This is a genomic window from Pseudomonas sp. MEJ108 (assembly GCF_030208985.1).
Classification (GTDB): domain Bacteria; phylum Pseudomonadota; class Gammaproteobacteria; order Pseudomonadales; family Pseudomonadaceae; genus Aquipseudomonas; species Aquipseudomonas fragariae.
The window spans coordinates 76,815-92,602 of the sequence record NZ_JARVSW010000025.1 but is presented as its reverse complement, the minus strand read 5'-3'; the positions used below and the strand labels follow the sequence as shown (position 1 = coordinate 92,602).

Genomic DNA, 15,788 nt, shown 5'->3' with positions numbered 1-15,788 from the left:
GTTTGAACCGGGACGTCACCGGTTCGACCGAAAGACTACGTCCGACGCGAACAGCGCGACGTCATGGAGAATCTGTATGGCGAGCTTTTCCCATTCTGTCGGTGCGCAGACGTACCGCTTCGACAGCCTCAAAGAAGTCATGGCCAAGGCCAGTCCTGCGCGCTCCGGTGATTACCTGGCCGAAGTCGCTGCGCAGAACGACGGCGAACGGGTCGCCGCGCAAATGGCGCTGGCGAATATTCCGCTCAAGCACTTTCTTGAAGAAGCCCTGATTCCCTATGAACAGGACGAAGTCACCCGGCTGATCATTGATACCCACGACAAACTGGCGTTCGCCCCGGTCAGTCATCTGACAGTCGGCGGCTTTCGCGACTGGCTGCTCAGCGACAAGGCCGACGAAACCAGTCTCCGCGCGCTGGCCCCAGGTCTGACCCCGGAAATGGCCGCAGCCGTTTCAAAGATCATGCGCGTGCAGGATCTGGTGCTGGTGGCGCAGAAAATCCGCGTGGTCACGCGCTTCCGTAACACCATGGGCCTGCGCGGCCGGCTGTCGACACGCCTGCAACCCAATCACCCGACCGACGACCCGTCCGGCATTGCCGCCAGCGTGCTCGATGGTCTGCTGTACGGCAATGGCGATGCCATGATCGGCATCAACCCGGCCACCGACAGCACCTCGTCCATCGTCGCCCTGCTGGAAATGCTCGACGCCATCGTCCAGCGCTATGAAATACCGACCCAGTCCTGCGTACTGACCCACGTCACCACCTCCATTGAAGTGATCAACCGTGGCGTGCCGGTCGATCTGGTGTTTCAGTCGATCACCGGCACTGAGGCCGCCAACGCCAGCTTCGGCATCAGCCTCAAGCTGTTGCAGGAAGGCTATGAAGCGGGCCTGAGCCTGAACCGCGGCACCCTCGGGCAAAACCTGATGTATTTCGAGACCGGACAAGGCAGCGCGCTGTCGGCCAACGCGCATCATGGCGTCGACCAGCAGACCTGCGAGACCCGCGCCTACGCCGTCGCCCGGCATTTCAACCCGTTTCTGGTCAACACCGTGGTCGGTTTCATCGGCCCCGAGTACCTGTACAACGGCAAACAGATCATCCGCGCCGGTCTGGAGGATCACTTCTGCGGCAAGCTGCTGGGCGTGCCGATGGGCTGTGACATCTGCTACACCAACCACGCAGAGGCCGATCAGGACGACATGGACACCCTGCTGACCCTGCTGGGCGTCGCGGGGATCAACTTCATCATGGGCATCCCCGGCTCCGACGACATCATGCTCAACTACCAGACCACCTCGTTCCACGACGCGCTGTACGCCAGGCAAAGCCTGGGCCTGCGTCCTGCGCCGGAATACGAAGCCTGGCTGGAAAAAATGGGCATCTTCACCCAGGCCGACGGCCGTGTGCGCTTCGGCGACAGCCTGCCGCCAGCCTTCCGTCAGGCGCTGGCGCATCTAGCATGAGTGACGAGCCGATGAACGAACTACAAGACAGCGCCGCCCCCGCCAATCCATGGCTGGAACTGCGCCGCCTGACCCCTGCGCGTATTGCGCTGGGGCGTACCGGCACCAGCCTGCCGACCTCTGCGCAGCTGGACTTTCAAGCCGCCCATGCGCAGGCACGCGACGCGGTGCATCTGGCTTTCGACCATGCCGCGATCAGCGCACAACTGACGGAAAAGAGTCGTGAAACCCTGCTGCTGCACAGCGCCGCCGCCGACCGGGACAGCTACCTGCAGCGCCCGGACCTGGGCCGTCGCCTTAATGACGAATCAGCGCAGACGTTGCGCGACTACGCCGAAGCTCATCCGGGCGGTCTCGATCTGGCGGTAGTGGTCGCCGACGGTCTGTCCGCCCTGGCGGTGCATCGGCATGCGGTGCCTTTCCTCATTCGCCTGGAAGAACAGGCCAGCGCCGAAGGCTGGTCGCTGTCGCCAGTGATCATGGTCGAGCAGGGCCGCGTCGCCGTGGCCGATGAGGTCGGTGAACTGCTCGGTGCGAAGATGGTGGTCATTCTGATCGGCGAGCGCCCCGGTCTAAGCTCCCCCGACAGCCTGGGCCTGTACTTCACCTACGCGCCGAAGGTCGGGCTGAACGATGCGCACCGCAACTGTATTTCCAATGTTCGCCTGGAAGGCTTGAGCTACGGCATGGCCGCTCATCGGCTGCTGTACCTGATGCGCGAGGCCTGCAGGCGGCAGATTTCCGGGGTCAACCTGAAAGACGAAGCCGAACTGCAGACTCTGGAATCAGGCGGCACTGACGATCATTCAGACAAACCCATCGGCAACTTCCTGCTCGACGGCCCTGCCGCGCCACACTAGGCGCCACACTGGCTTATGCCGTTCACAGCCGCCGGGCAGATTCGCGTAACCCTCCCGGCTTGCGGCATAAGCCCGGATGAACATTGCGGCCTGCTCTTCCCTCCTCAAGGCTGTACTGCTCCCTCCCGTTCAACCCCGCCGTTTATTCCAAAACCCCTTCTGCGCATTCTGCTTCTATAATGCCGCGCAGTCGTTTCTTCCGCATGCGACCCCGGACAGGGTTCTCGCCTCAGGTGCCTTAATGGAATTCAACCCGCTCGACCTTATTCTGCATCTCGACGTTTACCTTGACCTGTTGGTGACCAACTACGGTACATGGGTCTATGCGATTCTGTTTCTGGTGATTTTCTGCGAGACCGGACTGGTGATCATGCCCTTCCTGCCGGGCGACTCGCTGCTGTTCATCGCTGGCGCCGTGGCTGCTGGCGGCGGCATGGACCCGGTCCTGCTGGCCGGGTTGCTGATGCTCGCAGCGATTCTGGGCGACAGCACCAACTACGTGATTGGCCGCACGGTCGGCGAAAAACTGTTCAGCAATTCGTCATCGCGAATCTTCCGCCGCGACTACCTGCTGCGCACCCAGAATTTCTACGCACGCCACGGCGGCAAGACCGTCACGCTGGCGCGCTTCCTGCCGATTATCCGCACCTTCGCGCCCTTCGTCGCGGGCGTCGGCAGAATGTCCTATCCGCGCTTCGTGGGCTTCAGCGTGCTGGGCTCGGTGCTGTGGGTCGGCAGCCTGGTGACACTGGGCTTCTTCTTCGGCAACGTGCCATTCATCAAGCACAACCTGACCTTTCTGGTACTGGCAATCATCCTGCTGTCGCTGGTGCCGATGGTCATTGGCGTAGTGCGCAGCCGCAGCGCGCGTCCGGTCGACGCGCGCTGAATCATGTGGTCATTCAGCCACTGGCGCAGGCAGCGCACGCTGGCCCGACACCCGGTTGCTGAAGAGCTATGGCAGAACGTCTGCGCACGTCTGCCGATCCTCGATGGCCTGAGCAACGGGCAGCACGCGCAACTGCGTGACGCCTGCGTGCTGTTTCTGCATGACAAACACCTCAGCGCGCTGCCGGGCGTTGATCTGGATGACGAACAGCGGCTGTTTCTCGCCGCCCAGGCGCAGCTGCCGCTGCTGAACCTCGGCGAACTGAACTGGTATCAGGGTTTTCACGAAATCGTGTTGTACCCCGACGACTTCGTCAGCCCGCAGCGCCATCGCGATGCCAGCGGCGTCGAACACGAGTGGGATGGCGAGCACAGCGGCGAAGCCTGGCTGCAGGGCCCGGTGATTCTGGCCTGGCCCGGCGTATTGAGCAGCGGCGGCTGGGATGGCTACAACCTGGTGATCCATGAACTGGCGCACAAGCTCGACATGCTCAACGGCGACGCCAATGGCCTGCCGCCGCTGCACAGCGACATGCAGGTGACCGAGTGGGCCCGCGTCATGCAAAGCGCGTTCGATGATCTCAACCGGCAACTGGACCACAACCCCGACGCAGAACCCGCCATCGACCCCTATGCCGCCGAAGACCCCGCCGAGTTCTTCGCCGTGACCAGCGAATACTTCTTCAGCGCGCCCGACCTGCTGCACGGCAGTTACCCGGCCGTCTACGAACAACTGAAAGCGTTCTACCGTCAGGACACCCTGGCGCGGCTCGACCTGCTGCGTCAACAGGACCCGGCATACCGGGACAGCTGACGGCCTCCAAGGCCATGCGTGGCAACCAAAACAGAATATGCCTATAATCCGGACCACTTTATGGCGGTTCGCGCCACAATCTGTCTGTTCAACCAGGGGGGCAATGCCCAATGAGCTACAGCAAGATTCCGGCTGGTAAAGACCTGCCGAACGACATCTACGTCGCCATCGAAATCCCGGCCAACCACGCGCCGATCAAATACGAAATCGACAAAGATTCCGATTGCCTGTTCGTTGACCGTTTCATGGCCACCCCGATGTTCTACCCGGCCAACTATGGTTTCATCCCCAACACCCTGGCTGACGACGGCGACCCGCTGGACGTGCTCGTGGTAACGCCATACCCGGTTACCCCTGGCTCGGTTATCCGCGCACGCCCGGTCGGCATCCTGCACATGACTGACGACGGCGGCGGCGATGCCAAAGTTATCGCAGTGCCACACGACAAGCTGTCCCAGCTGTACGTCGACGTGAAAGAGTACACCGACCTGCCGCCGCTGCTGCTCGAGCAGATCAAGCACTTCTTCGAGAACTACAAGGATCTCGAAAAAGGCAAATGGGTGAAGATCGAAGGTTGGGGCAACGCTGACGCTGCCCGTGCCGAGATCACCAAATCGGTTGCAGCGTACAAAGGCTGATCATCGATTGGCGTTTCAGGGCACGCCACACCCGTGCCCTGAAACACGCGTCCCCCTCCTCGCTGTACCTCCCCGAACACCTCGCTCGCCGAAACACAATCCATCTTTTTTGCAACTCGCACGTTTAAAAATGTGCCCGGCTTTTAGACATTCAATGAACAGTTCGTTAAGGCCCGTATAGCGGGGGTAAACGCGCACTACGTCGTTTAGCCGCAAAAGCGCTATTACGGAATCCACCTACACGACATTCATTCCATCCGTAGTCCGGATAGCCACGCCCACCCTGGGATAACGTCGACGTCAACACCTCGTTCATTTAAACGCCCCGGCGACGCCCGTAGACTTCGCCACTATGAATACATCAGGTGATCGACTCCGCATCCTCCTTCGGGAGTGCCATCTCACAGCGACTGATTTTGCCGCCAACCGCAAAATCACGCCGCAACACGTCAATAACTGGTTCAAGCGCGGCGTGCCCATGGCGCGGATTGACGAGGTGGCTGAACTGTTGACCGTCAACGCCCGCTGGCTGCGCACCGGCGAAGGCCCCAAACACCCTAACGAATGCGCCAATGAAAACACCGGCGGCGATACCCGCGTCATCATTCATCAGGCCAGAAACGTGTCGCGCGGCGATGTGGAAATCCAGATTTTCATGGAAGCCGAATCCACCCACGGCGTCGGCAAGACCGTCCTCGCCGAAGCCCCCGGACAGAAAATCCGCCTGCCCCTGCAAGTCCTGCAGAACATGGGCATCGACCCGAAAAACTGCATGTGCGTCGCCATGGTCGGCAACAGCATGGCCGATAAGATCCAGGATGGCTCGATCCTCGGCGTCGACCGCGAGCTGACCCAGGTCATCGACGGCGAAATCTACGCCCTCGAACACGGCGGCATCCTGCGCGTCCGCTACCTCTACCGCCTGCCCAACGGCGGCCTGCGCCTGCGCAGCCACAACGACGCCGAATACCCGGACGAACTGTTCAGCGCCGAAGACATCGACCGGGAGAAAATACGGATTCTGGGCTGGATATTCTGGTGGTCGACACTGAACAGCCGACGCAATGCCATGCTGCTGTTATGAGGCGTTTACGGCTGAAAGGCATTCGGGCTGGGCATGGAAGGCGAAGTTCAGTATCCTGTTCGCCATCCAGAGCACCTGACGCAGTCATGCGATGCGGTGTTTGAACAGAGCATGCGATCCGTTTGCTCTGTTGCCTATTCGCGCTTCTTCAAGAGGCGCATCTGTTGAAGGCGATTGCGGTCTATCAAAAATAGATCAGAACCGCCTACGAGAAGCCGGCCACAAGCCGGCTTTTTAATGTCTGCTGCTTTCTTCTTGCGGCTGGACAGTGGATATTCGCTATCTTAAGCAACATGAATCTCCGCCAGCACAAGGAAGCGTTCAGCGCAGCAGCGCCTGACCTTCAATTTGCCGTGATCACGATTCATCGAAACTTCGCGCTCAAAAACCGCTGGAAGATCATCCCTCAACACCCACTAGCTAATCATGCCATTCAGCTACTCGACTATGCCGAAGGCTTCGAAGCTATCAATTGGGCCGTCATGAATGTAAGGGACTATCATGATGCCGAATGTAAAAGCGTCTGCATGGCAGAGTGCCTATCGCCCAATATTGTTTCCCCTCAAGATTTCTTCAAGATTTTTGTTTCGAATGCCGAGATTGAGGCCTTCTGCGGGGCTAAAATGCGCGACGCTGGTTTTAATGTGCAGCTCGGGGTGAACAGGGGAATGTTTCTTAGATGATTTATCGCAGTCTGAATCCAGAAAAAGCTCTGATTTGGCGGATCGTCCATCGCGATAATCTGCCCTGGATTCTGGATAACGGCCTACATTGCGCCAGCTCCGACGTGCAGGCACCGTATTATGTGAACATCGGCAACACCGACCTGATCGACAAACGCCGCAACCGCGTTGTTCCCCTTGCTCCCGGGGGCGTATTGTCTGACTACGTGCCGTTCTACTTCACACCTTTCTCTGTGATGATGAAAAACATCCAGTCCGGGTGGAGCGTTCAGCAGCGTAGCAATGAAGAGATAGTGATTCTGGTCTCAAGCCTTCCCCGCGCCGAACATCTCGGTCTCGCTTTCGTCTTCACCAACGCACATGCCTATCCCGACTGGACCGACTACTACAGCGATCTGGCAGATCTTGACCGGGTCGACTGGTCTATAATCCAGCGACGCGATTTCAAGCGCGATGCTGATGATCCACGTAGGATGGAGCGTTATCAGGCCGAAGCGCTCATTCACCATCACCTACCGATCACAGGACTCCTTGGCATCATGTGCTACGACGATGCAACGAAAGAACGTATTGAGCAAGACGTTGCCGCCAGAGGTCTGACCTTGCCTGTCCACGCGCGCCCGGGATGGTATTTCCAATGATCAGATTCACCCAAGGCAATCTGCTGGAAGCAGATACCGAAGCTCTCGTGAACACGGTGAACACGGTAGGCGTGATGGGAAAAGGCATTGCACTGATGTTCAAGGAGCGCTTTACCGAAAACTACCGCCTCTATTCGGCGGCGTGCAAGGCTGGTGAGGTAGAGACCGGAAAGGTTCACGTAACGACAGTCAACGAACTGGACGGGCCGCGCTGGATAGTGAATTTTCCTACCAAGCGTCACTGGCGTTCCCCCTCGCAGATGGCATGGATAACTGAAGGCTTACGGGACCTGCGCCGCTTTTTGATCGATAACCAAGTCAAATCCGTAGCAGTTCCACCTCTCGGTGCTGGTAATGGCGGTTTGAAATGGGTAGAGGTCCGTGAGCAGATTGTTGATGTCTTGAGTAATCTGGATGTCGATGTACTTGTCTTTGAACCTACCGATCAATATCTGAATGTCGCGAAGCGCAGCGGTGTCGAGAAGCTGACGCCTGCACGCGCACTCATCGCCGAACTCGTTCGGCGCTACTGGGTTTTGGGCATGGAATGTAGCCTGCTTGAGATTCAGAAGCTCGCTTGGTTTCTGGAGCGTTCGATAGAACAATTGCCAAGCGCAAAGAACCCCTTGGATCTCAAATTTGTAGCCCACAAATATGGGCCATACGCCAATCGCCTTGAGCATCTGCTCGACAATCTCGATGGCAGCTACCTGCATTGCGATAAACGCATCAGCGACGCAGGTATTAACGACGTGATCTGGTTTGACGAGGGCCGTAAGGCTTTTCTGCAAACCTATCTGAAAACAGAGGCCAAGGAATATTCCCAGGCTCTGGAGCGCACAGCAGAGCTGATTGACGGCTTTGAGTCGCCTTTCGGCATGGAGCTGTTGGCGACGGTTGACTGGTTATTGAGTAAGTCGGGAGTTTCTCCAACGGTTCCGGCAGTGCGCGAAGCATTGAAACATTGGGATGGAGGCGCAGGTGCGGCTGCTCGGAAAAGCAGGCTGTTCGATGATCAAGCTCTCGGCATTGCGTTAAAGCGGTTGACTGCCAGCAATCTCAGTACAGAGATAGCCGCACCCTAGGTCTCATCTACTCTGTGTTTTGACTATCAAAATAGCAGTCCACTGCGAAGACAACGCTCATTTCAACTGCTAGGTTCGTGACGTTTTGCCCCAGCGTGCTGCAGCAGAGCAAAACAGTCTGCCAGGCATAGCTATCGCGTTCTACGGCGCTGTTCAGTTTGGTCATCAGCTCGCTGACCAAATCGAAGATCCGGGTAATGCGGTGCACAGAAGCGCGGGTATTTGAGATTGCTGTTTGACCAGTCCCTCAGGTTCGGGAATAACTCTTTGAGATGTCGCGTTCGGCGCTCAATCATTTTCCCTCCCCCAACCGCCTCCGTCGCGCCACCAGCGCCCTGCGCAGGGAAACATCCGCATACTCCATAAACAGCGTTGCCAATCGATTCAGCGCTGCCTCCTCCTCTTCACCGCCCACGATTGAATCGAAGCCGAGCGCACGCTTGTTCTGTTCGGGCAGTTCTTCCCAGCTGGTCATGAGATAGGCATACATTGCGCTGACGATTTGGCACTGGGTCATGACATCAGGTACTGGGGCGTATGAGGTGGCGTTAGAGCGTTGCTTTAGCGCACGACATTGTGGACATAGGTTTCGCGTAAGCGACAAGCCAAGGTAAAGACGCCTACGGCGCAGCAACTGGGCTTTTCTGATTTTCATAAGACCTCCTTGAACGTGTGCGTACATCCTTGAGGTACATATCTTAATCGAAAAACCTATTTTGGGATAATCCCAAATCGGGTTTATTTAGGTAGCCGGACTATTCAGACGGCGTGCCCAAGTGAAAACCATCCATAATGCTCGCTACCAGGCGTTGCTTGATCTTTTGCTGGAAGCGCGCAATGCAGCCGGTATGACGCAAAAAGAATTAGCCGTCAGGCTAGGGCGACCGCAGTCGTTTGTCTCGAAGACGGAGAATGCCGAGCGCAGGCTCGATGTCATCGAGTTCATGGATGTCTGTCGGGGGATCGGGACTGATCCATATGCGTTGCTCAGCAAGCTGGATGAACGCTTGCGCAACGCATGACGTGTTTTCGATACCTGCCCACGCCCAGCCCTCAAACCCGATAAGACTCCGCATGCGCGACCTTCCTCAGCGTGCGCCAGTACGAGCGAATGCGCTTGGCGAGGGTCGGCGAGGTGCTGAACAGTACGATGGTCGCAAAGGACACCCACCAGCCGGGGCGCAGGCATGTCAGCAGGTATTGATTGAGCCAGATGCGCGCGATCCTCAGCCTGTAGCCCTGCGGGTCGAGCCTCTGCAATTGCTCTATCGCAGAGGCTTTGTAGAGTGTGGTCAATACGCGGCGGCTGGTCAGAAAGCGTTCCGGGAAGTCGACGCCAGCCTCGCAGTGGTTGAGGACTCTGAAGTTGCGTCTCAAGACGTTGTCCCATAATTTCAGGTTGCTCAGCCCTACCTCGCAGGGCCGCGCAAGCCGGGCGTCGATGCCCTTCCTGTGCATGACACCCAGCATCAGTGCCTGCTCGCTCACCAGGCGCGCGGATGTGTAGCCAATGAAGTTGCCAAACGGGTTGCGAGACGGCCTGTCGTTGAACAGCGCGTCCCTTTCGAACAGGGGTTGCTCCCACATGGCGAGCATCGCGTCGCGCGTGCCGAATTGAACGAGATCCGATATGTGGAACAACATCGGCAACCGTTCAGGGTCGCGAATATAAAGCGTCGTGGTGGTGATGGGCGTGTCGAACAGTTGTGTCTCGCCCGGCTCGGTATCATCAGACTGGCCTATGACGGCCAGTGCAGCGCTGGTCAGGTTGTGATCGGCGCGCATTTTCATGACATAGGGTCTTGAAGCGCTCTGAATACCGCATAACGTCGATCGCAGCATGCGATTGATGTTGATCTGATTACCGGCGTCATCGACGAAGGCACCCGGATCATCCGACATGACGATCTGGTCCGCCTTCACACCGGACGTATCTTCATGACGCCAGGTCGAAACGATGATTTCGGCATCTGGCAGGTGCGTCCGGATCGACGCGATGCAGGCGAAGATGTTTCGTTTGGAACTCAGGTTGCGATACAGGGGGCCCTGAATAACCACGCTGATTTTTCTGGAATCGACGGCCACAAGATGAGGCATGTGTTTAACCTTGTAATGAGAAGCGCCTGCTACCGACGGCTAGCGGCAGATCGGTCAATGGGATCTTGCAACACGCCGAAAGACGCGCAGAGCAACACGCCGTATTCGACGCAGAATGCCCGCCAGCAATGGAAGACTTATCAGTACTCGCTCAAGACGAGTGACCATCAATAACCTTCTGATCTGAACGGAACGGGCTGAGGCGGTTGTGCTTGCCGGCAAATTGTTGAACGACGCATTGAGGGTTCGCGAATAAATGCCCAGATGCATGGCGGGCACCATGATCACGAGGTTTCGCTTTCGCAGCCTCGCGCTCAGATAGTTGTAACGAGCAATTTTCTGGATGAAGTCCATGCAGGTAGCCGAGTCATGCTGGCCAAAATCAATCAGCACCCAGTCGCTTTCGACTTTATCCATGTGCCGGGCAATTCTGTTCGCCACAATGCCGCTCAAACCATTGTCGTGAAGAAAATCCTCCAGGCTGAACAGGGCGTGTTCCGTCGGTAGATCGCTGACGGGCAGTTCGCTCAGGTTGTAGCGGTCATCAATCACAAGCACGGGAACGGTCTTTCTGTGCTCGTGCTGAATGTGCGCCAGCTGACAGATCAACTGATGACTGGAGGGGCTGGGGCTCAGATGAGAAACGACGAATACCTTCACTTCGCCCCCTGGATGTAGGACTTGAAAGGTGTGGAGTTGTAGACGGCCTTCACAGCAGCCCACAGGCTTTCAAAATAGAAGATTTTCCCGTTATTTCTGTACACACGAATCGCAGAAATCAGAATGCCGGGGAGCGAAAGAAGATTGTGGTGAAAGTAGTCATCCTGCTGGCGGACGAACCAGGTCTGCGTACTGCGTTGACGCAACATATTGCGTACCTCACAGCTTTGCGTGATCAGCGTCTGTTTGGCCAGCACAGGGTCTGTGAGGAAGCGATTGACCAGAAACTCCTGACGGGTTTCTGTCAATTGGTCGAACAGCATGAGCCTCTCGAAGTCGGCGAGAAATTCTCTGACTGCGTCGATATCATTTCTGAAGCTGGACTGCTGGGCCACGCGATCGATCAGTTCGACCCAGACTCGAACAGAGATGCGATCAAGACCGGTAGGAATGACAACCGCCGATGGATTGGCCAGGTATTTGTCCCCGAACTGTTGCAGTCTGGCCAATGCGGCCTCGGCAGACAGATTGAAAAGAGGTTTCTTTTGAAGCAGGGACACATAGCAAGGCCCGGACACCTCAAGGCGCCCGTTAGCCGATTCGACTGAGCCCTTGCCACCCAGCAGCGCCCGGGAGGTCACCGACTGAGTGATACCAAAAGGGTTGATCCGATTTGGAATACCTGCCCGGGATGCGCGTAGTGCATGCTCGATGTCTTCGTATTCCACCCAGTGCAGGGACTCGTCCAGCGGGCAGGCATTCCAGACATCCTTGCGACAAATGTAGAGGCTGCCTGTCGGGTAGCTGGCGTCGCTGTTGTAGCGCATCGGGCTGGCGAAACAGAACCCGGTCCGGTCGACGTCCGGGAATATTGACGGCGCAATGGACTGAGCATTACCGCTGGTGCGGTGCAGCCCCAGCAGACCCTGAGCGACCTCGTCCATGGCCATGCCGTAATCCGAGTAGCGACGCGGGTGCATGCTGATTCGGTTATCGAAGAACATGCTTTGCAAGGTCATCAACGGATAGCGCGGGCCAAAGCGGCGGACAACTTCCCCGAAGTGTTTTGGCAGAAAGACGCGGTCATGCAGGATCACCAGATTGCTGTGTCTGGCCTCCAGCGCGAGACGGTTTTTCTTCTTGCAGATCTGCACAGGCGGGGCAGTGATGTCCTCACCCACGATGCGGACTTTGTCGAAATAGGCGAAGTTACTTCCCGGCGTGCCGCACAGCAGTATCTCCTTGTGCGGGATGTCAATTTCCAGAATGCGCTTCACGACGGCATTGAGAACGGTGGCGTCGCCTGGACCGACAGGGATGCCGAAGGTCCAGCTGTCGAGATCGTCGTTAGATTCCGCAGTCAGCCTGGATACTTTCTTGTAAGTGACCGAGTTGGCCGAACGCGCAATCACCTTGAGCGATCCCGCGAAGTAATCACGATCCAGATAACACTCGATAGGCGTGTCTTCGATGACCGTTATTTTTTCGCCAACATTCAGAAAGTGCGCACCGTCCCACAGCAGCAGGGGTGCCAGCGGTGAATCACTCTGGACACCATAAAAACAGTAGCTACCCGACCCATACAGACACAACGGACGCTGTGCGGCATGCAGTTTCCTGATCACCCGCTCAGGCTTGCGAAACGGATGCGCGCGGAACGAGATGAAGCTGGAACACTCATGGGGCAGCAGTAGCCCTACCGGGAGGCTGCGCAGACTGCCAGCCGCTATGTAACCGAGGCTTGGGTGATGCTGCAGATGGGTCGTTTTCATGGTCAGACGACGTACTTGTCAGCAAGCGCACCCGGCACCTTCACGACAACGGTGGTCGCATCGGTGAGCGCTTCGAACGCCGTGATGTCGCCCGGTTCCAGAACGATGATGTCGCCGGGATGCCAGACCTGATCGCGCATGTTGACCGACCCGGCAATGAGCAAGGTTATTTCGGTGGCGACCTTGTGGTAATGAGCCGCTTCCTTTTCACCTGCCTTGTAGGTCTTGACCCCGACCTCACAGGACTCGGTACTGAAAACTGCAGGTTCGAATCCGCCCACGAACCAGCCTTTGACCATGTCTTCCAGTCTGGCCGTTTTCATCGCATTTCTCCTGCTTCGAAAGCGTGGAGCTGACTGTCGGTTTTCAGTGGCCGGTACTGATTGGGTTCGATCCGGTAGGCGCCGATCCTCTTCTGCAACAGCACCAGCTCATTGAGGGCGGGAGCTATGTAGAAATTGTCGTTGACCCTGGCGTCCTTGCGAATCATCTCCTTGGCCGCCGATACGAACAGCGAGCCGGACTTGAACCAGTACACACCTGCAATGGCGTTTGAGCTGATCGGATTTTTTTCGGCAGCTTCTATAACCCGGCAGTCGCTATCCAGGCGCGCGAATGAATAACGAGGGTGCAGAGAATTGAAGATGACCACTCCGGCATCCTCATGGCTTTGCCGAAACGTGCGCACTACATCCTGCAGCTCGATATCCAGGAAGTCGCTGACACTGAGAATCAGCAATTCGTCATCGTTGTCGATTTCTTCGCTCGCCAGAAGCGCCGTGCACGCCGCGCCCCGGGTGACGTTGTGAACCGCTAGAACACTGGCCGACGGGTGCATCTGCGGGAGCATGCTGCGAAGGTGCAGCCGGGCGATATCGTGGTTCGAGAATGTGCAGATCATCCTGCGCGGCTGAAGTACCGCACAGTTGTCTATCAGTGTATGAATCAGTGGCTTGCCGTTGTATTCGCACAGGTAGTGCGGGTACTCGCCCTCATCGTGCAGCGCCTCTGACTGCCTGCCGGTCAGAAGGATGATATTCAACGCGCTCACAGGACAGCCGCCTTGTCGAAGTTGATCTGTTCGACTTTGCCAAGAATGTTATTGAGGTTTACGTCGCAGGTTTCAGCCACGACCAGAACATGTGCGCCTGAGTCTCTGGCGGCCTTGATGCCATTCTCGTTGTCCTCGACGATGAGGCATTCTTCAGGCCGAAGACCCAGTTGGCTGATGGCCTTGGTATAAATGTCCGGCGCTGGCTTGGCATGCCTGACGTCTTCATTGGAGAGGCGCAGATCGAGGTATTGGTCGAGATCTGCCCTGTTCATCATGACCTCCACGGTGTTGCGGATGGAGTTGGACGCCACTGCCAGCTTGTAACCCAGCGTTTTCAGTGACGACAACGCGTACTGATGCACAAAGGTCGGTTTGCACTGGGCGTAAACGATCTCCATGGTGTACTGCTGCTTCATCTCGTTGATGAAGGCGTGCAAGGCAACCGGCAGGTCGCGTTCGACACTCAGCATGTCGAGTTTGCGCGAGGTGGGCAGACCGTCGTAGGCGGTGAGGTGTTCGTGGCGACTGATGTTGTAACCGAACAGGCTGAGCGCTTTGTTCAGTGCGTCGTAATGCCATTCTTTGGCGTCGATAAGGACACCGTCCATATCGAAAATCACTGCCTTGATCATGATTGCCTCACGTGAAGAAAGTGGCTGCGTCTGCGGGAAGATCAGTGCACAGCGTCAAACGGTCCTGCGACCTGAACTCGAGCAATTGCTGCCACAGGGCGTCATGACCACGCCCGTGCAATTCGGGTGACACCACACAAATTCGCTTGCCCAGGGAAAGAAGATCGCCAATGACCTGGTTGGAGAACCACTCACCCTCAAAACCGTCAAGCCAGACGCCGGCTGCCTGTTCGAGCCAGGCTGGCGACGGCTCAACATCGCTGAGACGGGTGTAAGTGGTGAGGTTGGCGTTGAGGTAACTGCGCATGTCCGGCACCGCCATATCGAAGGTGAACCAGTTGGTATGGCCGTAACGGGCGAAGGTTGCAGCGAGAGCCTGTGCCAGGCCATCCGCCTTGACGTTGATGGCCAGAGGCAGGTTGCGGCCCGCCATGATGTCGAGCAGGCCATCCAGCGTCAGCTCGCCGCCCGCGGGCATGTCGTGGGAAATGACCAGTTGGCCCGCCACATCACGGACATCGGTTTCGGTGCCGAAGCCAAGGTCGAATGATCGATGAAAAGCTTCGGGCAGATTGCGCTCCGGCTTTTGCAGCCAATAGCCGCGATGGCTGATGATCTGCATCTCAGGCCTCTTTTCCCGAGGCTGCCTGCCTGCTCAGCGGCAACGACAGGAACTGGTTGAGGTCTGCCGGGATGCCCAGGCCATACATGCCATGACCTTCTGCACCAATGCTGTAATGAATGACCTTGGCGCCCTGCCCGATGAGCTCGTTGTAAACCGGTGCGACATAGAACTCGCCATTGACGCGAAGATCTTTCGCGACCATCGCCTCGATGGCCGATATCAGTTGACCTGCGCGGCGAAAGTTATAGATGCCGACAGTGGCCTCGTCAGAGATAACCTCTTTTTCCACCACACGGTCGATCAGGCCTGCTGCACCGAAGCCCACGAAAGACCATTTCGGATCGTTGGCTTTCATGGTCATGATCAAACCCTCTGCATCGCTCTCGTTCATTGCCTGCAGATAGGCGTTTATATCCACATCGACGTACTGGTCGCTGTTGGCGATCATCACTTGCTGGCTGTCGTCGAGCAGGTGTCTTGCTGCATACACCGAGCACGCAGCGCCCCCGGTCAGGCCGCCAAGTTCGACGATCTCGCAGCCGGGCGCCCAGGCATTCAGTTTTTCCCTCAGCCCGTAACGGGCGACCTGTTCCGCCTGACAGATAAAGATGAATCTGTGCGGGCACTCCGGCGTCAGGTTGTCGATCACGACCTTGATCATCGGTACACCATGTACAGGGATCAACGGTTTGGGATCGGTGTAGCCCGCAACCGCAAAGCGACTCCCGGCCCCGGCCATCGGAACGATAATTTGCAACATGGAAATACCTTTATGAATTGAGTG

At 57.3% G+C, this 15,788-nt stretch carries 19 protein-coding genes; 10 read left to right on the top strand and 9 right to left on the bottom strand.

What is annotated here, in order from left to right:
* Positions 1-76: 76 nt before the first annotated feature.
* The 9 genes from QRN50_RS13415 (at position 77) to darG (ending at position 8,164) form a co-directional block, all read left to right on the top strand.
* Positions 77-1,471, top strand: a complete 1,395-nt coding sequence (locus QRN50_RS13415; protein ID WP_004407936.1) for an ethanolamine ammonia-lyase subunit EutB — start codon at positions 77-79, stop codon at positions 1,469-1,471.
* The gene (eutC, locus tag QRN50_RS13410) at positions 1,468-2,331 is read left to right on the top strand and encodes an ethanolamine ammonia-lyase subunit EutC (protein WP_096126993.1); all 864 of its coding nucleotides are present in this window, start codon (positions 1,468-1,470) and stop codon (positions 2,329-2,331) included. Before QRN50_RS13415 ends, eutC begins: the two co-directional genes overlap by 4 nt.
* Before the next feature lie 241 nt (positions 2,332-2,572).
* Positions 2,573-3,220 (top strand): DedA family protein, encoded by a 648-nt coding sequence (locus QRN50_RS13405; RefSeq protein WP_004407930.1) that lies wholly within the window; start codon positions 2,573-2,575, stop codon positions 3,218-3,220.
* Positions 3,221-3,223: 3 nt separating this feature from the next.
* Positions 3,224-4,033: a M90 family metallopeptidase gene (locus QRN50_RS13400; RefSeq protein ID WP_058822290.1), complete on the top strand. Its 810-nt coding sequence runs from the start codon at positions 3,224-3,226 to the stop codon at positions 4,031-4,033.
* Between the two features lie 110 nt (positions 4,034-4,143).
* Complete coding sequence (gene ppa / locus QRN50_RS13395; protein WP_003317259.1) at positions 4,144-4,671, top strand: inorganic diphosphatase; 528 nt, start codon at positions 4,144-4,146, stop codon at positions 4,669-4,671.
* A gap of 352 nt (positions 4,672-5,023) precedes the next feature.
* Positions 5,024-5,755: a LexA family transcriptional regulator gene (locus QRN50_RS13390; protein ID WP_004409537.1), complete on the top strand. Its 732-nt coding sequence runs from the start codon at positions 5,024-5,026 to the stop codon at positions 5,753-5,755.
* Positions 5,756-6,048: 293 nt separating this feature from the next.
* Positions 6,049-6,438 carry a DarT ssDNA thymidine ADP-ribosyltransferase family protein gene (locus tag QRN50_RS13385; protein ID WP_058822291.1) on the top strand — a complete coding sequence of 130 codons (390 nt, stop codon included), beginning with the start codon at positions 6,049-6,051 and terminating at the stop codon, positions 6,436-6,438.
* Entirely contained in the window at positions 6,435-7,079 is a 645-nt protein-coding gene (gene darT / locus QRN50_RS13380; protein WP_024641059.1) for a type II toxin-antitoxin system toxin DNA ADP-ribosyl transferase DarT, read from the top strand. Before QRN50_RS13385 ends, darT begins: the two co-directional genes overlap by 4 nt.
* A complete protein-coding gene (darG, locus tag QRN50_RS13375; RefSeq protein WP_024641058.1) occupies positions 7,076-8,164 on the top strand; it encodes a type II toxin-antitoxin system antitoxin DNA ADP-ribosyl glycohydrolase DarG in 1,089 nt (362 codons plus the stop codon). The genes darT and darG overlap by 4 nt, the downstream gene beginning before the upstream one ends.
* Positions 8,165-8,456: 292 nt before the next feature.
* Here the strand turns inward: darG and QRN50_RS13370 are convergent, their stop codons facing one another.
* Entirely contained in the window at positions 8,457-8,819 is a 363-nt protein-coding gene (locus QRN50_RS13370) for a hypothetical protein (RefSeq protein ID WP_024641057.1), read from the bottom strand.
* Positions 8,820-8,940: 121 nt separating this feature from the next.
* Here QRN50_RS13370 and QRN50_RS13365 point away from each other — a divergent pair, with 121 nt between their 5' ends.
* Complete coding sequence (locus QRN50_RS13365; RefSeq protein ID WP_004407900.1) at positions 8,941-9,186, top strand: helix-turn-helix domain-containing protein; 246 nt, start codon at positions 8,941-8,943, stop codon at positions 9,184-9,186.
* A 31-nt stretch (positions 9,187-9,217) separates the two neighbouring features.
* On the opposite strand, the gene QRN50_RS13360 is transcribed toward QRN50_RS13365, so the two are convergent.
* The 8 genes from QRN50_RS13360 to QRN50_RS13325 are packed head-to-tail and all read right to left on the bottom strand — an operon-like array spanning position 9,218 to position 15,764.
* Positions 9,218-10,261 (bottom strand): WavE lipopolysaccharide synthesis family protein, encoded by a 1,044-nt coding sequence (locus tag QRN50_RS13360; protein WP_096126992.1) that lies wholly within the window; start codon positions 10,259-10,261, stop codon positions 9,218-9,220.
* 54 nt (positions 10,262-10,315) lie between these two features.
* A complete protein-coding gene (locus QRN50_RS13355; RefSeq protein ID WP_011266517.1) occupies positions 10,316-10,921 on the bottom strand; it encodes a hypothetical protein in 606 nt (201 codons plus the stop codon).
* Positions 10,918-12,693 carry a hypothetical protein gene (locus QRN50_RS13350; protein WP_024640892.1) on the bottom strand — a complete coding sequence of 592 codons (1,776 nt, stop codon included), beginning with the start codon at positions 12,691-12,693 and terminating at the stop codon, positions 10,918-10,920. Before QRN50_RS13350 ends, QRN50_RS13355 begins: the two co-directional genes overlap by 4 nt.
* Before the next feature lie 2 nt (positions 12,694-12,695).
* Complete coding sequence (locus tag QRN50_RS13345) at positions 12,696-13,016, bottom strand: hypothetical protein (protein WP_024640891.1); 321 nt, start codon at positions 13,014-13,016, stop codon at positions 12,696-12,698.
* Positions 13,013-13,744 (bottom strand): glycosyltransferase family 2 protein, encoded by a 732-nt coding sequence (locus tag QRN50_RS13340; protein WP_024638276.1) that lies wholly within the window; start codon positions 13,742-13,744, stop codon positions 13,013-13,015. Before QRN50_RS13340 ends, QRN50_RS13345 begins: the two co-directional genes overlap by 4 nt.
* Positions 13,741-14,379 (bottom strand): HAD family hydrolase, encoded by a 639-nt coding sequence (locus tag QRN50_RS13335; RefSeq protein ID WP_024638277.1) that lies wholly within the window; start codon positions 14,377-14,379, stop codon positions 13,741-13,743. The genes QRN50_RS13340 and QRN50_RS13335 overlap by 4 nt, the downstream gene beginning before the upstream one ends.
* Before the next feature lie 7 nt (positions 14,380-14,386).
* Positions 14,387-15,001, bottom strand: coding sequence for a PI-PLC domain-containing protein (locus tag QRN50_RS13330; protein WP_004407884.1), 615 nt, complete (start codon positions 14,999-15,001; stop codon positions 14,387-14,389).
* Position 15,002: 1 nt separating this feature from the next.
* The gene (locus QRN50_RS13325; RefSeq protein ID WP_032657105.1) at positions 15,003-15,764 is read right to left on the bottom strand and encodes a glycosyltransferase family 2 protein; all 762 of its coding nucleotides are present in this window, start codon (positions 15,762-15,764) and stop codon (positions 15,003-15,005) included.
* Between the last annotated feature and the right edge of the window lie 24 nt (positions 15,765-15,788).

Excerpts from the sequence above, each read along its gene's own strand:
- QRN50_RS13370 (WP_024641057.1), bottom strand. The coding sequence starts at position 8,819 with ATGAAAATCAGAAAAGCCCAGTTGCTGCGCCGTAGGCGTCTTTACCTT.
- QRN50_RS13350 (WP_024640892.1), bottom strand. The coding sequence starts at position 12,693 with ATGAAAACGACCCATCTGCAGCATCACCCAAGCCTCGGTTACATAGCG.
- ppa (WP_003317259.1), top strand. The coding sequence starts at position 4,144 with ATGAGCTACAGCAAGATTCCGGCTGGTAAAGACCTGCCGAACGACATC.
- darT (WP_024641059.1), top strand. The coding sequence starts at position 6,435 with ATGATTTATCGCAGTCTGAATCCAGAAAAAGCTCTGATTTGGCGGATC.
- QRN50_RS13400 (WP_058822290.1), top strand. The coding sequence starts at position 3,224 with ATGTGGTCATTCAGCCACTGGCGCAGGCAGCGCACGCTGGCCCGACAC.
- QRN50_RS13360 (WP_096126992.1), bottom strand. The coding sequence starts at position 10,261 with ATGCCTCATCTTGTGGCCGTCGATTCCAGAAAAATCAGCGTGGTTATT.
- QRN50_RS13405 (WP_004407930.1), top strand. The coding sequence starts at position 2,573 with ATGGAATTCAACCCGCTCGACCTTATTCTGCATCTCGACGTTTACCTT.
- QRN50_RS13325 (WP_032657105.1), bottom strand. The coding sequence starts at position 15,764 with ATGTTGCAAATTATCGTTCCGATGGCCGGGGCCGGGAGTCGCTTTGCG.
- eutC (WP_096126993.1), top strand. The coding sequence starts at position 1,468 with ATGAGTGACGAGCCGATGAACGAACTACAAGACAGCGCCGCCCCCGCC.
- QRN50_RS13335 (WP_024638277.1), bottom strand. The coding sequence starts at position 14,379 with ATGATCAAGGCAGTGATTTTCGATATGGACGGTGTCCTTATCGACGCC.
- QRN50_RS13345 (WP_024640891.1), bottom strand. The coding sequence starts at position 13,016 with ATGAAAACGGCCAGACTGGAAGACATGGTCAAAGGCTGGTTCGTGGGC.
- QRN50_RS13385 (WP_058822291.1), top strand. The coding sequence starts at position 6,049 with ATGAATCTCCGCCAGCACAAGGAAGCGTTCAGCGCAGCAGCGCCTGAC.
- darG (WP_024641058.1), top strand. The coding sequence starts at position 7,076 with ATGATCAGATTCACCCAAGGCAATCTGCTGGAAGCAGATACCGAAGCT.
- QRN50_RS13415 (WP_004407936.1), top strand. The coding sequence starts at position 77 with ATGGCGAGCTTTTCCCATTCTGTCGGTGCGCAGACGTACCGCTTCGAC.
- QRN50_RS13330 (WP_004407884.1), bottom strand. The coding sequence starts at position 15,001 with ATGCAGATCATCAGCCATCGCGGCTATTGGCTGCAAAAGCCGGAGCGC.
- QRN50_RS13390 (WP_004409537.1), top strand. The coding sequence starts at position 5,024 with ATGAATACATCAGGTGATCGACTCCGCATCCTCCTTCGGGAGTGCCAT.